This window comes from Psychrobacillus sp. FSL K6-4615, assembly GCF_038008225.1.
GTDB lineage: Bacteria > Bacillota > Bacilli > Bacillales_A > Planococcaceae > Psychrobacillus > Psychrobacillus psychrotolerans.
On sequence record NZ_JBBOYQ010000001.1, the window covers coordinates 3,586,549 to 3,604,181 of the forward strand.

At 36.4% G+C, this 17,633-nt stretch carries 17 protein-coding genes; 7 read left to right on the top strand and 10 right to left on the bottom strand.

What is annotated here, in order from left to right; genetic code table 11:
* Positions 1-111 precede the first annotated feature (111 nt).
* The 6 genes from MKX53_RS18185 to MKX53_RS18210 all read right to left on the bottom strand — a co-directional run bounded on the left by MKX53_RS18185 (position 112) and on the right by MKX53_RS18210 (position 8,357).
* Positions 112-1,253, bottom strand: a protein-coding gene (locus MKX53_RS18185) for an IS3 family transposase (RefSeq protein ID WP_340913058.1) whose coding sequence is annotated in 2 segments (ribosomal slippage) — positions 112-980 and positions 980-1,253 — 1,143 coding nt in all. Because the reading frame shifts where the segments join, the coding sequence is not laid out codon by codon here.
* 120 nt (positions 1,254-1,373) lie between these two features.
* Entirely contained in the window at positions 1,374-2,915 is a 1,542-nt protein-coding gene (locus MKX53_RS18190; protein ID WP_093537920.1) for a Mur ligase family protein, read from the bottom strand.
* A 678-nt stretch (positions 2,916-3,593) separates the two neighbouring features.
* A complete protein-coding gene (locus MKX53_RS18195) occupies positions 3,594-3,893 on the bottom strand; it encodes a DUF6509 family protein (protein ID WP_322788095.1) in 300 nt (99 codons plus the stop codon).
* Between the two features lie 292 nt (positions 3,894-4,185).
* Entirely contained in the window at positions 4,186-5,190 is a 1,005-nt protein-coding gene (locus MKX53_RS18200) for a serine hydrolase domain-containing protein (protein WP_340913060.1), read from the bottom strand.
* Between the two features lie 12 nt (positions 5,191-5,202).
* Positions 5,203-5,721: a DUF4825 domain-containing protein gene (locus tag MKX53_RS18205; RefSeq protein ID WP_340913061.1), complete on the bottom strand. Its 519-nt coding sequence runs from the start codon at positions 5,719-5,721 to the stop codon at positions 5,203-5,205.
* A 14-nt stretch (positions 5,722-5,735) separates the two neighbouring features.
* Positions 5,736-8,357: a cation-translocating P-type ATPase gene (locus MKX53_RS18210; RefSeq protein WP_340913063.1), complete on the bottom strand. Its 2,622-nt coding sequence runs from the start codon at positions 8,355-8,357 to the stop codon at positions 5,736-5,738.
* Between the two features lie 133 nt (positions 8,358-8,490).
* On the opposite strand from MKX53_RS18210, the gene MKX53_RS18215 reads away from it, so the two are divergent.
* Positions 8,491-9,315, top strand: coding sequence for an STAS domain-containing protein (locus tag MKX53_RS18215; protein WP_340831884.1), 825 nt, complete (start codon positions 8,491-8,493; stop codon positions 9,313-9,315).
* Positions 9,316-9,428: 113 nt separating this feature from the next.
* Here MKX53_RS18215 and MKX53_RS18220 read toward each other — a convergent pair whose 3' ends face one another.
* Positions 9,429-10,082 (bottom strand): hypothetical protein, encoded by a 654-nt coding sequence (locus tag MKX53_RS18220; protein WP_340913065.1) that lies wholly within the window; start codon positions 10,080-10,082, stop codon positions 9,429-9,431.
* A 13-nt stretch (positions 10,083-10,095) separates the two neighbouring features.
* Positions 10,096-10,539: an ASCH domain-containing protein gene (locus tag MKX53_RS18225; RefSeq protein ID WP_340913394.1), complete on the bottom strand. Its 444-nt coding sequence runs from the start codon at positions 10,537-10,539 to the stop codon at positions 10,096-10,098.
* A gap of 205 nt (positions 10,540-10,744) precedes the next feature.
* Between MKX53_RS18225 and MKX53_RS18230 the strand changes: the two genes are divergently transcribed.
* The 6 genes from MKX53_RS18230 to MKX53_RS18255 all read left to right on the top strand — a co-directional run bounded on the left by MKX53_RS18230 (position 10,745) and on the right by MKX53_RS18255 (position 16,115).
* Positions 10,745-11,917 (top strand): alanyl-tRNA editing protein, encoded by a 1,173-nt coding sequence (locus MKX53_RS18230; RefSeq protein WP_340913067.1) that lies wholly within the window; start codon positions 10,745-10,747, stop codon positions 11,915-11,917.
* Between the two features lie 67 nt (positions 11,918-11,984).
* Positions 11,985-12,470: a hypothetical protein gene (locus MKX53_RS18235; RefSeq protein ID WP_340764162.1), complete on the top strand. Its 486-nt coding sequence runs from the start codon at positions 11,985-11,987 to the stop codon at positions 12,468-12,470.
* A gap of 148 nt (positions 12,471-12,618) precedes the next feature.
* Complete coding sequence (locus MKX53_RS18240; protein ID WP_093537931.1) at positions 12,619-13,014, top strand: MarR family winged helix-turn-helix transcriptional regulator; 396 nt, start codon at positions 12,619-12,621, stop codon at positions 13,012-13,014.
* Positions 13,015-13,202: 188 nt separating this feature from the next.
* Entirely contained in the window at positions 13,203-14,375 is a 1,173-nt protein-coding gene (locus MKX53_RS18245) for an MFS transporter (RefSeq protein WP_340913069.1), read from the top strand.
* Positions 14,376-14,478: 103 nt separating this feature from the next.
* Positions 14,479-15,015 (top strand): superoxide dismutase family protein, encoded by a 537-nt coding sequence (locus MKX53_RS18250; protein WP_340764165.1) that lies wholly within the window; start codon positions 14,479-14,481, stop codon positions 15,013-15,015.
* Between the two features lie 14 nt (positions 15,016-15,029).
* Positions 15,030-16,115: a CAP domain-containing protein gene (locus MKX53_RS18255; RefSeq protein WP_340913072.1), complete on the top strand. Its 1,086-nt coding sequence runs from the start codon at positions 15,030-15,032 to the stop codon at positions 16,113-16,115.
* A 56-nt stretch (positions 16,116-16,171) separates the two neighbouring features.
* Here the strand turns inward: MKX53_RS18255 and MKX53_RS18260 are convergent, their stop codons facing one another.
* On the bottom strand, positions 16,172-16,846 hold the full coding sequence (locus MKX53_RS18260; protein ID WP_445678274.1) for a DNA alkylation repair protein: 675 nt from the start codon (positions 16,844-16,846) through the stop codon (positions 16,172-16,174).
* Positions 16,843-17,574 carry an NADPH-dependent oxidoreductase gene (locus MKX53_RS18265; RefSeq protein WP_340913076.1) on the bottom strand — a complete coding sequence of 244 codons (732 nt, stop codon included), beginning with the start codon at positions 17,572-17,574 and terminating at the stop codon, positions 16,843-16,845. Before MKX53_RS18265 ends, MKX53_RS18260 begins: the two co-directional genes overlap by 4 nt.
* Positions 17,575-17,633: the final 59 nt, after the last annotated feature.

Genomic DNA, 17,633 nt, shown 5'->3' on the forward strand with positions numbered 1-17,633 from the left:
GTGCAGCAGCAGAGGGTTAACATGGCATATAGAATGATAAATTTATACTCATGAAAAAAGCAGCTCCAACGGCACTGACTACCTTTTATGAGACAAGAATAAAACACCTAATTATGCAGCCAATTGACGGTATTGAACCGGTGATTGGCTGTTTAGTTTCGTTTGAATACGGATATTGTTATAATAAATAATGTATTCTTTGACTATATTTATCACACGCGCATTAGTCGTGTGGTAAATATCTTCAAGGTAAAACGTTTCAGACTTTAGCGTGGAATGGAACGTTTCGATGGGGGAATTATCAGCTGGCGTGCCTTTGCGGGACATGCTCATGGTAATTCCTTTTCCTTTGACTGCTTTTTGATAAGCATACGACGTATAAACGGATCCTTGGTCGCTATGCAGAATACATCCTTTTGGTACTTCGGGTAACTGGTGAAGTGTATCTAATACAAGGGTTGTATCTTGATTCAAGCCAATCGTATAGGCGATAATTTCACCGTTAAAGAGATCTTTAATACTGGAAAGATACAACATCGTCTGACCAAAAGGCAAGTAGGTGATATCTGTTACAAGCCTTTCCAGTGGCTTAGTTGCCGTGAAGTCACGAGCCAATAAGTTATCAGCGATATAGGCAGGTTGACCAGTTTTCTTACGTCTCTTGACTTTGACCTTACATTGCCATCCATATTTTTGCATAATACGCTGCACGGTTTTTTCCCCAATACCTGGATACAAAGCAGTTATCTTTCGATAACCATATCGGAACTTATGTTTTTTGCACATGTCTCCGATCTGCAGATCTCGAATCTCCTTTTGTGTGAGTTGACCCGCCTGCTTTCTCCATCGATAGTAAGACGAGCGACCTACACCAAGGTGGCGACAGATTTCACCAACTGGCATGATATCCTTTAAGCCTTCCACTAATTGAATTACTACTGCTGGCGCCACTTCCTTTCCAATTCCTTGTACTTTTTTAAAACTTCAATCTGCTGTTTCAAAAAACGATTCTCTGCTTGTAGTTTGGCAGTTTCACTACCATATTCCGGTCCTTTACCGAAGGTATATTGTTTACCGACTGGTTGATGGAGACGGTGGGTTTCTCCATTTCGATGCCACCGCAACCATGTTTCCAATTGTGTTTTGTTCCGAATGTTTAACTCTTCCATTACTTCTTTTACCGGCACCCCAGCCAATCGCATTTCAATGGCCTTCATTTTTACTTCCACTGGATAACTGATTCTTGTTCCCATAGAAAAAACACCTCCGTATTGATAAGTTAGGTAATGTATACCCGCTTTTCAACGAAAGGTGTTTTTATTTGTCTCATTTTTTTAGGTCACTGCAAACAAAATGGAACTGCTTTTTTCATATTATGTGTTTCCCGCTACACGTTTTTCGAGCGGTTGGAATAATTTCTTTTTATCGACATTCGGACGAATGACTTCTAGTTGTTCAAGTGCAAGTTTTGCTCCATAATCCATTCCTTGGCAACCTGCTAATAACAGTAAGTCCCCATCCGTAACATCGTAAAGACCATGTTTAATAGCTTCAGGCAACTCTGCGTAAAGTTGTACTTTGATACCCGCTTCTTCCATAACTTCGAGGAATACTTCAAGCTCACTCTCCGAAACTACATCCTTTTGAGTCACATGGGAACGACTTAATGTCGCAATCACTTCATGTATACCAAGTTTAGGTGCCCATTTAGCAATAGTCTCTGCATTCTCTCTATTCACTGTCACTCCACGATCTCCACGAATAGCATAAACAAGCTTAATACGTTCAAAGTCCATTTTTTCTAAAGTTCCAAGCGTGATGTCAATGTTTCCACTGTTTGCAAAGTGGTCATCAATAATTTTAAAATCATCTTCAAAAATAATTTCAAAACGACGCTCTACGCCTACAAACTCTGCCAAACTTTTTTGGATAGTAGCTACTGGCACTTCACATAATAGTGCAATCACAATACTGACCATTGAATTATATACAGAGTGAAAACCTGGAGTTGAAAGTTCAATTGTAAATTTTTGCTGAGGTATTACAAGATCCTGCGTTACTAGATCTTGTTGAATTTCCACCGTGAATTTGGCTCTTCCTGTTGATAGGTCTAAATTGGTACAGATAACATCTGCAGATTGATCTTCAACACCAATGGTAATAACTTTTGCTTTCGTTTTGTTCATAAGTGAAGCAGAATAAGAATCATCCAAGTTTAAAATAGCTACTTTATCAGCACCAGCATTTCGAATGAGACTAGACTTATGATGAAAATAGTTTTCAAACGAAGAATGCAAGTCGATATGCTCACGACTAATATTATTCAATGTAACAATATCAAAGTCTACACAGCCTACACGATTTAATTCCAATGCAGAAGAGGAAACTTCCATTGTTGCATGACTGACATTCTCCTCCACCATTTGTGCATAAAAACGTTGTAAATCAAGAGATTCTGGCGTTGTTAATTCAGAAGGCTCGGCATAGTCCCCAATTTTTACTACAACTGTCCCCATTAGCCCTGTTTTAAAGCCATGGTTTTCTAATATGGCATTCGTCATAAACGAAGTAGAAGTCTTCCCATTAGTCGCTGTAATCCCTATAGTCTTCAACTTCCGTGTCGGGTGATTATAGAAAGCATCTGCAAGAGTAGCTAGAGCCACACGCCCATTTTCCACTTTATATTGCGGTAACTCAATTCCATCGATAAAGTCCTCTACTACTAGAGCAACGGCACCATTCTCAACAGCTTGTCCTGCAAATTGATGTCCATCTACTTTGAATCCTTTTATACATACAAATACTTGTCCTTTTTCCACTTTGCGTGAATTATAAGCAAGTCCTGTTACTTTTATTGGTCCAGCATTTTTAGTTTCTAAAACAGGTATATGCTTCAATAAATTTGTAATCTCCATCAAACAGCCACCTTTTATAGTAAATCTTCTCCATCAGTTTACCTCAATTTCGATAAGAATTAAACTCATACAACTATTATTAGTAGAATTCTATTTAAACAGGTGATTCTGATTAAGAATTAGTTACATACTCTGTTAACGTGGAGCAAAGGAATGAGAATATTTATTCCAGTCTATTTAATAGTAAGTTGTTTTCGTGTAGTCATTTCTGGACTCTACTATTAGAACTTAGAAATAATGGGGGTTAAGTCGAGGGAAAAGTATTCAGCATGTCATAAATCGAATTGAATGTTGGTTGACATAATAAGGAGTACATATAGAAGACCAAGGTCTAAAAATGCTATTTTTTTCACAAGTAACTGTAGCCCAAAAGCCGTCCTTCTCCACCATTACTGCTTCTACTTTATCAAAGTTCTAAAACACTTTTCTATAATAAGTTCATTTGCTTGATAATTTTTATGAATTTGATTAAACACTAAACCGCCAATCGTTAGTATAGCTAGACTTCCAACTATTGTGATCATGATTTGTAGTTGTTTTTCTTCAAGTGTACCTCTCCTTTCTTAAATAAAAATATCACCATTTACGATTGGTTTTTCCTACCAGTTTAAACAACAAACTTTGAGAAAACAGGCTAAAAATAAAAACCAAGAAGCGATTTAATTCGCTTCTCGGTTTTTATTTACTGTTATAATGTTCTTTACAAAAAGCAAGAACGACTGCTTCTTCTTCGTCTTCTAAACCAAAATCTAATACTTTACCGTTACTTCGATTTAAGAAATGGTATTGTACAATACGCGCTTCTGTTTCTTCTACGACTAGAATAACACGTAAGTCTAATGAATTATTTTCATCAAAAAGTTCATCGTCTTCAGGTACTTCTAATCCAAGTAAGAATTCATAACGATCGCCTGTTATAATTCCTGTTGGATCGTTTAACTTATCAACTTCGTAGGATGTTATTTTCAAAAAGTCCACCTCCGTACTTATAGTTTATCATTTTTTCTAGATAATAATCCATTTTCATTATTATTGATATAATAATGCTTAGCAACTACCAAGTTTAGGAGTGAAAAAATGCGTCTAAATCCAGAAAAATTTATTTATATTTTAGTTCCTTTATATCTTTTACTATTAATATTCGGTAGAAATATAAATGAAGTGCTGTATTCTATATTGTCTTTTGTCTTGGGAATTAGCATGCTTTACTTGGCTTATAAACTTTTTAAAAAACAACAAAGTCGAAAAAAGAAGTAAATCCAATATTATTTTAGAACGATTTTTCTAATTCTAGCATCATTGCATATGCTCCTTTAGATTTGTTGGAGCATATAGCTATAATAACGTTATTATGTGGGTAATAAGCCGAGTGAAAACTCACTCCTGGATCATATCCCATTACATGATACTTATAGATTTGATTTTCTTTTTTTTCTATCCAAATACCATACCCATAATAACTATTAGATTCCTCTTGAATATGTGGGGTCATTAATATTGCCTTATCATTCAATAATTTATCTTGTATTAGTGCTTCCCAAAATAACACCATATCATCAGCAGTGACAAATCCTCCACCATCTGATCCTCCTTGTATCGGAATAGAATACATATTCGTTTTCCATGTGCCGTCTTCGTGATCTATATAACCAATCGCTGTTTTAGTAGGTAATGCATCTAAGGCAAAATAACCCGAATTGCACATCCCTACTTTGTCCATAATATTTCGTTGAACATAGTCTATGAAAAGCATTCCAGTCAATTTTTCTACTATTAAACCAAGTACTATATATCCCGCATTATTATAATAGAACTTTTCACCGGGTATAAATCTTTGCTTCTCGCTTTGAAAAAAGGGTAAAAAATCATGCAAACGGCGGATATGATACATCGGAGTACTTATCCATAACTCTTCAAAGTCATCCATTATTTCCTCATCAAAATAGTCTGGAATACCCGAAGTATGCGTTAAAAGATGATGGACTGTTATGCCTTCATGAAAATGTGGAAAAGAAGTATCTAAGATTTCTTTTAAAAGGCTATCAAATCTTAGTTTTCCAGCTTCTACAAGCTGAGCAATCGCAACTGCAGTAAATAATTTACAACCCGAAGCAATCCCAAAACGTGTATGCTTCTCATTTAGTACTGCATCTGTACGATTTGCATAGCCAAAACTTTCTTGAAGCTGTAACAAATCACCTTGTTTTACAACAATAGATCCTGAAAATTGGTTTTCTGTTTGTCTCTTTTTTAATTGTTCTGTTAGAATTCCCATAATAAAACACCCCTACTTTGTATATTGATCAATCCAATTGGTTGTTGTACTTTCCATTAGAGCGTTTTGAACTTTATCTTTAAATATGCTCGGATCTATTAAACTCTCAAAATCATCTCCAAACCATTGCTCCACATTCTCTCTGGTAATCACATAGGATCGGTCTGAAAAACGCATATCTATTACTTCTAAATTTTTTATCAATACAAAAGCAGCTGTTGTATTATATATAACTGCTTTTTCGTCGCTACTCGTGTTGTAATTTATAGCGGCTGTGAATGTATCTGGCTCCAACTCTACCGTGTACTTATAATTAGAAAGTGGAAGTTTATTAAATAGATTTGTAATGTTAGAGTTATTGCCCATATAATCATTTTCATATGCAAGTACTTTATTGAAATTATGAGTTTCTACAGACAGTTGTTTCACATCTTCCTTTTCGACTTGTTTCTGATTATTACTAAGTACATAAAATACTCCTATTAATAGTACTAAAGCGATTCCGACTACAAGCCCTATTGTCTTTTGCAATTATTTTCCCCCCTCTACTTTTTAAACAATTTAACCAACTCATTAATGATTAATGGCAGCAAGCTAAGTGCAATGACAATTAGCCAATCCATCGAACCCAATGATTGAACGCTAAACAATTTAGCTAATGGTCCAACCGAAACTATCAGGACTTGAATAATTACGCCAACTAGAATAGAAGCTAACAAGAACTTATTTTTGAATATACCTACTTTAAATACAGATTGGTTCATAGATCTAAAGTTCAGCGAATGGATTAACTGTGAAAAACTAAGTGTAATAAATGCCATTGTCTGTGCATGCATTAATACATTCTCGGGAACACCCGATGTTACGCCATTTAAACCAATCATAAAAGCTACAAGGGTAATTATACCGATTAACAATCCGTTCAATATTAAAAATGGTAGCATTCCATGAAAAAGTCCCTCTTTTTGTCTCCTCGGTTTTTCCTTCATGACACCTGGTTCCTCTGGATCTACACCAAGTGCCAATGCTGGGAATGTGTCTGTCACTAAGTTCACCCAAAGAATATGAATGGAACGGAGTGGGGTTGGCCATCCAGCCACAATAGCAAAAAACAGCGCAATAATTTCACCTAAATTACAGGAAATTAAAAAGATAACCGATTTTTTTATATTTTTATATATATTTCTACCTTCCTCTACCGCTTTCACGATAGAGGCAAAGTTATCATCGGTCAATATCATATCTGACGCACCTTTTGCTACATCAGTTCCTGTTATTCCCATTGCAACTCCAATGTCTGCTTCTTTAAGGGACGGCGCATCATTCACACCATCTCCTGTCATTGAAACAGTATGACCGGCAGACTTTAACGCTTGCACAATTTTCACCTTATGTTCAGGTGATACTCTTGCAAAAACGTTTGTTTTATTACATGCAGTCTTTATTTCTTCGTCTGTTATGCTATCCAGCTCAATACCTTCCATTACTTCTGATTCTTGCTTGGCAATACCTAACTCACGAGCAATGGCAAAAGCAGTATCTCTATGGTCTCCAGTTATCATCACTGTTCGAATACCAGCTTTTTTACACACTTCAATAGATTCCTTCACTTCTAATCTGGGTGGGTCCATCATTCCCACAAAACCTACAAATATTAAATCCTCTTCAGACCCTACTAGTCCTTTATGTCCCTCCACTTGGTAGGCCGCAGCTAATACACGAAGTGCAGACTGTGACATGGTATGTGAAGCAGAGATAATTTCTGCCTTTATTTTCTCGGTTAAGGGCATGACACCTTCTTCAGTCATTATTTGATTACAATGATTTAATAATCTATCTATTGCACCCTTTGTCATGCGGTAATATTCATTTTCATGTATATGCACTGTAGTCATTAACTTCCGGTTCGAGTCGAATGGAATTTCATGAATACGTGGGTACTCTTTTTCTAGTAAATCTTTATCTAGATTATTTTGAACTGCTGCTGCCACTAATGCTATTTCAGTGGGATCACCAGTTTCTGCATCTTTTGTATATGTAGCATCATTACATAATACAAAGATTTTCATCAATAGATTTTGTATATCGTTTTCTAACTGAAAATCTTTTAGGGCATGTATTTGACCGTCGGCATAGAATTTCGTTACTGTCATTTTGTTCTGGGTGAGTGTTCCTGTTTTGTCGGAGCAAATAACATTTACTGAACCCAATGCTTCGACAGCTGGTAATTTTCTAATAATGACATGTTGTTTAATCATCCTCTGTACACCGATTGCAAGAACAATAGATACAATGGCAGGCATTCCTTCAGGAATAGCAGCAACCGCCAAACTTACAGCAATCATGAACATTTCTAGAAAATCTCGCCCCTGTAAAATTCCTATTAGAAACATGACCAGTGAAATAATTAAAGCCCCTATACCTAGGTATTTCCCTACTTGTGCCAGGCTTTTTTGTAATGGTGTTTGCTCATCTACAGTAGTATTTAACATACCGGCTATTTTACCAATTTCAGTATCCATCCCTGTAGCTACAGCTATTCCTGTTCCTCGTCCGACTGTTACAAGCGTAGACATAAATAGCATGTTTAGCTGATCTCCAAGTGGAATATCCTGTTCGTCCTTTTCTAACAGAGCAAATGCATCTTTATCAACAGGAACTGACTCTCCCGTGAGTGTTGCTTCTTCTACCTTCAAATTAGCAGACTCTATTAGACGAATATCACATGGGATATAAGAACCTGCCCCTACCACCACAATATCTCCAGGCACAACCTCTGCTGAGTCTATTTCTTTCATTTCTCCATCTCTTTGCACAATCGCTTTTGGGGTAGCCATATTTTTTAGTGCTTCCAGTGCATCCTCTGCTTTGGATTCTTGAATAACTCCCACAACAGCATTAATTATTACGACCAGTCCTATAATAAGTGCATCTGCAATTTCGCCAACAAAAGCAGAAACGACAGCAGCAACTATCAAAACATAGATTAGAACATTGTTAATCTGTGAAAATATTCTCTCTACCCAAGTTTTCTTGCGATTAGTAGCTAATCGATTGTGGCCGTATTGCTGCAATCGTTTTTGTGCTTCTAGCTCCGTGATCCCTTTGTCGTTTTTAACATGAAGTTCCTGGAACACTTCTTCTTTAGATTTTTTATACCATATCATCTCTGTTTCATCTTTCCTTTCCAGTAATTTCAAATTACGATATTTATAATTTTTTGTTCCACCTAAGTGGAATAATTTGTTCAGTACCCTTACAATAATATTAATATTAGAAAGATTGAAGGAGATAGATGAAATGAGTCATCTAAACAAAGAATTATTTGATTTTATCATGACCAATAAATCGGAAATAACAGATGCATGGTTAACTCAACAGTCAAAAGATAATCCAAGCTACTCCCTACCACAAAACAATACATACTTGAGAGATGAAAATGGAGCTTTAATAGAAGCTATCTCTTCTGTCTATATCCGTGATCAATTTGAATATCTTGAATATATCAACACCCGTTCTGCAGTAGTCGCAGAAAAGAGAGCAAAAGAAAAATTCCCTTTGTATGAAAGCATCCGAAGTTTTCGTAATGTCCGGATTGCCTATTGGGCTTTCGTTCAAAAATTTATCCAACAGTCTACAACTCCTGTAACTGGTAAACAGGTTGCGGAATGGTCTAATTTGATGAATACTGCATTTGACCACATCATTGAAAACTTTGCAAAGTATCATCATATATATACAGCAAATCTTCTCGCTACCCAACAAGCTCTGATTACAGAGTTAAGTAGTCCTGTTATTCCTATTAAAGAAGGGATAGGAGTTTTACCTTTAGTAGGAAATATTGATACCGAACGTGCATCCATTATTTTAGAAACCACCTTGGAACAGAGTTCTGCTAAAAAGCTTAGTACCCTTTTTATAGATTTATCGGCAGTACCAGTATTAGACACGATGGTTGCCCAACAATTGTATCAGCTGCATTCTGCACTAAAACTTATTGGTGTGCATGCTATTTTCTCTGGAATTCGACCTGAACTTGCTCAAACGGCAGTTTCACTAGGTATTAACTTTGCAGATATGCAGTCATACTCCACATTAATGTACGCTTTGAAGGCTAATTCTTAAGTTATTCACAGTGTATCCACAGTACACAAATTTCCAAAGAGTTACCCACATGTTAATAACTTTCCAAAAGAAAAGCGACAATTATTCCACTGTGGATAATTAGTCGCTCTCTTTTATTGAATCGTTATTTTTCCTTCTCTATTAACTAGAACTTCTTTTCCAGTCTCCAGAACTATTTCTAATGGAGAAGTTTTACTCATATTTTTAGAAAAATACCATTTTCTCTGTGGAGGAACTAATAAAATAAACGTATCTTTTTTTCCTAGAAAGTTTAATTCATCCGGTTCAATTTGGACATGCCCGGAAATAGGAATACCAATACTTTGCAGCTTTTCTCCTGTTTCCACTACAAAGGGAGTAGTAATACTTACCTCACTTAGATTTAAAAATGACTCGATGCTGAAATCACTCCATTTGTCTACGTTTCTCCTTGCTATTAACTCAATCACATTACCCGTTGGATCTTCAAAGTAAAAAGCATCTGCTTCAAACCGAGCATAATGGATTTCATCTACAGATGCTTCTCTATTTAGCAACACTCTCTCTTTTGCCCAATGTTTTGCAAGGGTGAATTGGTTACCTGGTATATTAATGGCAAAATGATAGGAAGTCTGTAAATCGGAATGTCGAAAAATGAGCGTCGAAGTTCCAATTGATAGTTGGAAATATTCGTCTGTAGATTGTTCTATAGGAAGCTCTAAAACATTCCCATAGAAGCCTCGTAATTGTTTTAATTGATTTGTATATAGCGTTACTGTCTTAAACATAGTCTCTCCTCCATTACTTAACGTCTATAAGTTCAAAACGCTCGCAAACTAGTAACATCTCTTCTGAAAACTCCCTATCTAATTCTTTTAACTCGTTTGTGAAAAATTCGATATGTACCTTATGCCAATGTTCATAGCTAAGATCCCCTTCTCCTTCTGCATAAGCAAAATCCAAAGGTACCTCTTTCATCGGCATTATTTTCACGTCCGATGTCCGAATTATACAAACTGGTTCATCCTTACTATTAAGTACAATACTATAATCATTTACCATAGGAAGTGGCTCATTCTCTAACTCATAATGTAAATGCAATGAGCAGGTAGCAGATTTTACTCCATCCTTTACTAGCTGAGCCAATTCATCTGGAATACCACCAAACTGCCATGCAGTGACTGAAAGCGGCTTTTCTTTTCCAACAAAATACGTATCCCAATACTTTTTAGCTAATGCATTCATCATGAAAACCTCATTCAATTTATTTTTTCTTTAAATTCAGTATATTAAACTACGTCTGTAATTACTATTGCAAAGGTAGATTTATTCTTACCTTACATATGGTTAACATTAGCACTCCAACTTGTTTATAATTCTTGTATATTTGTTATAAGCATTTTGCTTTAAAAGCATGCTCAAAACTTTCCAATCCAAAGGAGCCATTTAAATGACTAATAAACTCTATTATGAAAATCCCAACATCCAATCCTTTCATGCAAAAGTAATTGAACAGCAGCAAGATTATGTTGTTCTTTCCAAGACTGCCTTTTACCCTACCGGTGGTGGTCAGCCGCATGATCTTGGGCTGTTAAACGACGTTGAAGTGACAAATGTAGAAATAGTTGATGGTGAAATTAGACATTTCATTAATAATCCTTTACCTGAAAATACTTTGGAGGTAAAGGGACAGCTTGACTGGAAGAGACGTTTTGATCATATGCAACAACATGCTGGTCAACATATCCTATCGGCAGCCTTTGAACAATTATTTGGATTCCAAACGGTTAGCTTCCATTTAGGAAAAGATACAGTGACGATTGACTTAAATGCAGCCGAAGTAACAGAAGCACAGTTAATAGAAGTAGAGCTACGTGCAAATCAAGTAATTCTAGAAAATCATCCTATTGAAACAAAGTGGATAACCGAAGAGGAATTATCAAACTTCCATTTACGAAAAGCAACATCAGTAAAAGAAAATATTCGACTCGTCATCATTCCTGACTACGATTACAATGCATGCGGGGGAACGCATCCATCCTCTACTGGGCAAGTAAGAGCTATTAAAATTCTTCAGACAGAAAAACAAAAGAAACTTGTACGAGTGGAGTTCATATGTGGGGAAAGAATTCTTACACATTTACATAGAAAACACCAGGTACTTGTAAATTTAGTTAGTACATTAAGCACTCCCGAAGACAAAATTATTAATGCTGCCAAAAATCTTTTAGCACAAAATTCCGCATTAGAAAAGGAAATAAAAGATCTATCCAATTCTCTTTTAACATATAAAGCAAGAGAGTTAAGAGAAAACTCAGATGGAACTACGATTACTTGTATACTCGAAAATAGATCGATGCAAGAGCTTCAAAAACTAGCTAAATTAGTCATCCAAGACACCCCACAATCTATGTGTATTTTAGTCTCTCACAATGATGACAAGCTACAAATTGTCGTTGCGAAAGGAAGTAATGTAGTTCAAAGTATGAAAGACCTCATTACACATATTTTGCCTTTTATCCATGGCAAAGGCGGGGGCAACGAGAACATGGCTCAAGGTGGTGGAGATAAAATAATAACAAGTGAACAATTAATCGAAATAGCTAAATCATATATCCATTAAGCACCGTTCCACAAATGTCCTCCTGACATATACTAAGTTGATTACTCTATGAAAGGAGGATTAAGCAATGAACAATCAATTTCCTTTTCCACAAGGTCCAGGCGGTCCCCAAGGATTTCCACCTATTGAAGGACAACAATTTAGAAATCCACAGTTTCCTGGAAGTATGATGCCACCATTTGGAAATCAACAATTTCCTGGGAACATCTTCCCTCCGTTTGGTCAACAACAAGGGCCATCATTCCCTCCTAGCTTTCCACCAGGGAGACCACCAGGGGGTCAACAAGGCGGTGGTCAACAAGGAGCTCCGACTAGCCCACCACCTTCTTTTGTTCCACAAAGACAAAGTGTCGGGGTATTTGCTGTAGATCCTGGTTCCATCCGAGGTTGTCTATTCCGCAATACGTATGTATGGCTGAATAACGGCAATTCTTTTTGGCTTTATCCTACGTTTGTCGGCAGAAGATCTGTATCAGGATTTAGATGGAACGGATTCATGTGGACTTACTACGGAACCGATTTGGAGAGAATTTCCTCTTTTCAATGTTTTTAACCTAGTAAATGTACCGAGCATATTGCTCGGTTTTTTTATTTCACTTAAATAGCATAACTATGTACTCTTTACAAATATTATTTTTCGCCGTAACATATATTTAGTTAGCTAAGTAATTTGGATTTACATAAAAGGAGAGTTTCACTCAATGAATCCACTTATTCACGAGCTTTTTCAAAAATATCGTTTTTTAAAACAGGAAGTTAATCATACTTTAAAAGAATTTAATTTATTCGCTTCGCAGTGGTCAGTTCTTTACTGTATCCAAAAGCATAATGAAATGACATTGACACAGATTTGGAAATACTTAAACGTAGAAGCACCCACTATTACAAGAACGGTTAATAGGTTAGCTGAGCTTGGTTGGATTGAAATCTCTTCTGGTAAAGATAGACGAGAAAAAATTGTAAAACTGTCTGAACATGCGCTACAACAGTTTCCAGTTATCAACGAAGCGATGAAGGAATTTGAGGAACGAGTTCTCAATGGCTTGTCCAAAGAAGAAGAACTTCTATTGTTTGAACTGCTACAAAAGGTAAAATAAAGAGATAAATTAAAGTTAGAAGGAAGCGATTGACCTAGACGAAGCCACATGTGGCATCTTCTAGGTTCTACTTCGTGCTTTGATGGGTTAGTATATCTCTGAACTCTTATGATGGTATGGACGCCAATGTAGGATTACTGGACTCCCTTTGGTCAGACCATAAATACGAGATATACAGGAGGATTATTATGTTAAAAACTAAAGAGCCTATATGGACGAAAGCATTTATAAGTTTGTTTACTACAAACTTTTCTATTTTTATAATTTTTTATGGACTTGTATCGGCACTTCCACTTTACGCTACAGATGTATTATCGCGCTCAGACGAGGATGCAGGTCTATTAATGACTATCTTTTTAGTTTCTGCAATTGTTACTCGTCCTTTTTCTGGGAAAATATTAGACCTAATTGGAAAGCGCAAGGTATTATGGCTTACTCTGTTCCTATACTTAGTATGTACAGGCCTTTATTATTTTATTGAACCTTTTGAAGGCTTGTTAGCACTACGATTTGTACAAGGTATTTTCTTTAGTATTGCTACTACCGCTAGTGGTTCGATGGCTGCAGATAATATTCCTATTTCTAGACGTGGTGCTGGACTAGGCTATTTTACGATGTCTACGAATTTAGCAGTTGTAATCGGGCCGTTAATAGCTTTGACCCTTATACAATCTTTCTCCTATGATGTTATGTTTTTATCTTTAACGATTTTGCTTCTAATTGGCTCCATCGCAGCATTACTAATACCTGAGGGTAAAAAAGTGGAAGCTACTTCCCCTAGATCGAAGTTAACGTGGAATGATCTTTTTGAAAAAAAGGCATTACCTGTTGCTTTAATAGCCAGTTTAGTTGCTTTTTCTTATGCTAGTGTACTTTCTTACCTATCTATTTACTCCCAAGAAAAAGGTGTACTTCACTTAACTAGTAGCTTTTTTGCTGTCTTTGCTATCGTGATGTTAGCGACACGACCATTTACAGGTCGAATCTTCGATGAAAAGGGACCAAAATATATTGTTATTCCAGGGCTTGTCTCGTTCATGATCGGACTTGCCTTACTTGCTTTTATGAACTCCCCATTCCTTTTCTTACTCTCTGGTGCATTTATCGGCCTAGGTTATGGTGCTGTAGTTCCGAGTTTTCAAACACTTGCAATTCAGTCCACGAAGCATGAACGTAGTGGATACGCTACGGCAACATTTTTCACGCTTTTTGATACTGGTCTAGCTATAGGTTCTTACATTTTAGGACTTATCGCCACTCGACTTGGTTATCAAAATTTATATCTCTTCTCTATTATTTCTCTCATTATTGCACTGGTTCTGTTTATTGTAAGAGTAAAAAAAGTACAACGTCCTGTATAGCATAGAGGGTGTACCCTTTATTAGTTAGTTTTTAATCTATGTATATAAAAGCCCTTATTTTGGTAATACTGGAACCATTAAAGTATTTCAAGGAGGACAATACATGAGAAAGCAAATCGTAATTCCATTATTAATAGCAGTCACGGCACTAGGAGGGTGTAATTTCCCTTCTGCAGACGCTGACCTAAAAGATGCAGTGCAGGTTTCATTATTGAATACAGAAGGTAAAGAAGTAGGGAAAGCCACTTTGTCCGAGCATTCCAAAGGAGTGCATATATTATTAAAAGCAGAGGGTCTTACTCCTGGCATTAAAGCAATTCATTTCCATGAAAAGGCAAGCTGCGAAAAACCTACTTTTGAATCCGCGGGTGCTCACTTTAATCCAACTGGAAAAGAGCACGGGTTTGAAAATGCAAAAGGCTATCATTTAGGAGACTTACCAAACATTGAAGTTGGAGAAGATGGTACAGTAGAGTTAGAAACTGTATCTCCGGCGGTTGTTTTGACTGCAGGAAAAAGTAACTCATTATTAGATGCGGATGGAAGTGCCCTTGTTATTCATGAAAATGCGGATGATTATAAAACGGATCCTTCCGGAAATTCTGGTGGAAGAATTGTATGCGGGGAAATTAGCAAGTAGTTTGGAGGTTTAACATGAGAAAAATAGGCTGGTTACTACTTTTTGTTATAGCGCTATTCTTTACTAGACCTTTATGGGAAGAGTACACAGTAGAATACGTTGATCTGGCATTCCTAAACCCCGTGGACGACTGGATTGATTCACTGGAAGTAGAACAATATTTGGATGAAGTAAAAGCATACTGGATGCAGGCAAAAGATGAACCAGCCTTTCATATTGCAGCATCAGATCAAAAAACTTTACCAGGTACTGGAATTGAGTTAGACGAAATAAAAATAGGGATGAAAAAAAGTGAGATTGAGAAAATTCATGGTAATGCTAAACGAGTTAGTCTAAATGAATATAGTTTAGTATGGCATACCTATCATGAAAACTATCAAAATTTTATGATGGTTTCCTATGATAGTAACAACCGGGTAAATGCCATGTTTACCAATCAGCCTTCTGAATCTTCTTTTCTAGGTCTACAAATGAATAGTACTAGGGAAGAAGTACTCTCACAATTGGATGAGCCTATTAAGAAACTGAAAAAAGGGAATATCATCTACCTCCTACCTGATGCAGGTGAATATGATTTGTTCTTAATTGATAATAACTATGTAACTTTTTTCTATGATCTCCATGAAGACAATACAATAACAGCCATTCAAGTAGTCGAAAAATCTGTAGAAAAAAATCATAAATCTACTTTTGGGGTACCATCGAACGAACTGAAAAAAGGATTTGAATTTCAGCTTTTTGATCTTACGAATGCTGCTCGAGTAGTTCATGGCCTTTCTGTTCTATCTTACGATGAGAGTGTGAGCAACACCGCTCGAAAACATAGTGAGGATATGGCAATTCATAACTATTTTAGTCATGAAAATCTAGAGGGAAAATCTCCATTTAATAGATTGGAGGAAGATGGACTGAGTTTCTCTTATGCTGGAGAAAATCTAGCATATGGACAAACTAGTAGTATTTTTGCTCATGAGGGATTGATGAATTCATTGGGACATCGGAAAAACATTTTAAGTGTTCATTATGAAAATCTTGGTGTCGGCACCGCTTTTGATAAAAAATCGACTCCTTACTACACAGAAAACTTTTTCACAAACTAAGAGGTTGTCTCTAAGTCAGTGTTCACTGATTTTTAGGGACAACCTCTTTTTGTTTATCATTTAAAATGTTTTAACGCTTCTCTCTTACTTAAGGGAGCAAGTGTATGACTTCCAACAAATTCTTGCACTACTTGAGGGGATGTTTTAGCATATTCCCTCAATACCCAGCCAATGGATTTTTGAAGAAAGAAATCTTTTGATTCTGCATGACGTTGAATGGTCGCAAATAATAACTCTTCATTTGTTTTGTCCTTGTATTTTAACTGATGTAAAATAGATGCTCTATTCGTCCACCTATTCGAGGACTTGGCCCACTCGACCATCACGGCTTCTCCTTCCATTCTGTTTGCCAGGACAATATCCCCTACTATTTTAGGAGCGATAGAATCTACACTATCCCACCAAGACTTCATCTCAATGAGTTTTTGACAAAACAGTAGATCATTTACAGCTAACTGTTTTTTATAATTGGATAATAATTCAATTGCTATGTAATGATATTCTCGTTCTTCTAACTGGAACAAGGCCCATACTTCCTTTTCCATATCTTCATACGATGGAAGTTCCATTTCATTAGTCATCGCTTTAAAAAGCAGTCGACGTTCTGGTGTTTTAATCCCAAGAAAGGGGAAATGATTTTTCATATACTTGGCCATGGGTAGTGCAATTTCATCATTTCGTTTAGGCTCCATATAACCTTTAACTTGCTCTATTGTCCACTCTTTTTTCACTTGAGAGTAAATCCTTTACTCGCCAAAAATTCTGCCATGTGAGGTCTTCTAGGAGTCTCCAGGAATTCAGCCATCGACTTAGTCCAATTTGCTGTTTTCTGATTGGAGCCACGACTTTTATAATAGTCTTCCATTGTTTGATCATACTCAGGTAATAACACTTCATATTTTGCACTATTATAGTTATTTTCATGTAATACTGCAGTTACTGGCAAACGAGGTTTGACCTCATTTTGCTGATCTGGAATACCAAGAGTTATAGCAAATAGAGGGAATACTCCCGTTGGCAATTCAAACAATTGACTAATTGCTGTTGGTTCGTTACGTACTCCTCCTATATAACAAATACCAAAACCTTTTGCTTCTGCTGCAATGACTAAATTTTGCGCAAAAAGAGTAACATCAACTGCTCCTACTAACACATTCTCAGTTGTATCTATAACAATATCTGTTTGCTGTAATTTACCTGCCACCTGTAAACGATGAAAATCAGCACATAATAATAATGCCGCTCCAGCAGTTTCAAATTGCATGGGATTTTTAGATAATCTACCTAGTTCTGCTTTTTTCTGTTCATCACTTACCCAGATAACACTATATGCTTGCACGAAATGTGAACTAGCAGCATGCTGAGCAGTCTCCACAAGTTCGGATACTTCCTCTTTTGTTAATGTATAATCTTTATACTTTCTGACAGACGAATGCTTTCTTAATAATTCTTGAACCAAAGTAAGAACCCTCTTTCATCATAAAATTACTTTTAGTATAACCGAAAATAGCGAAGTAG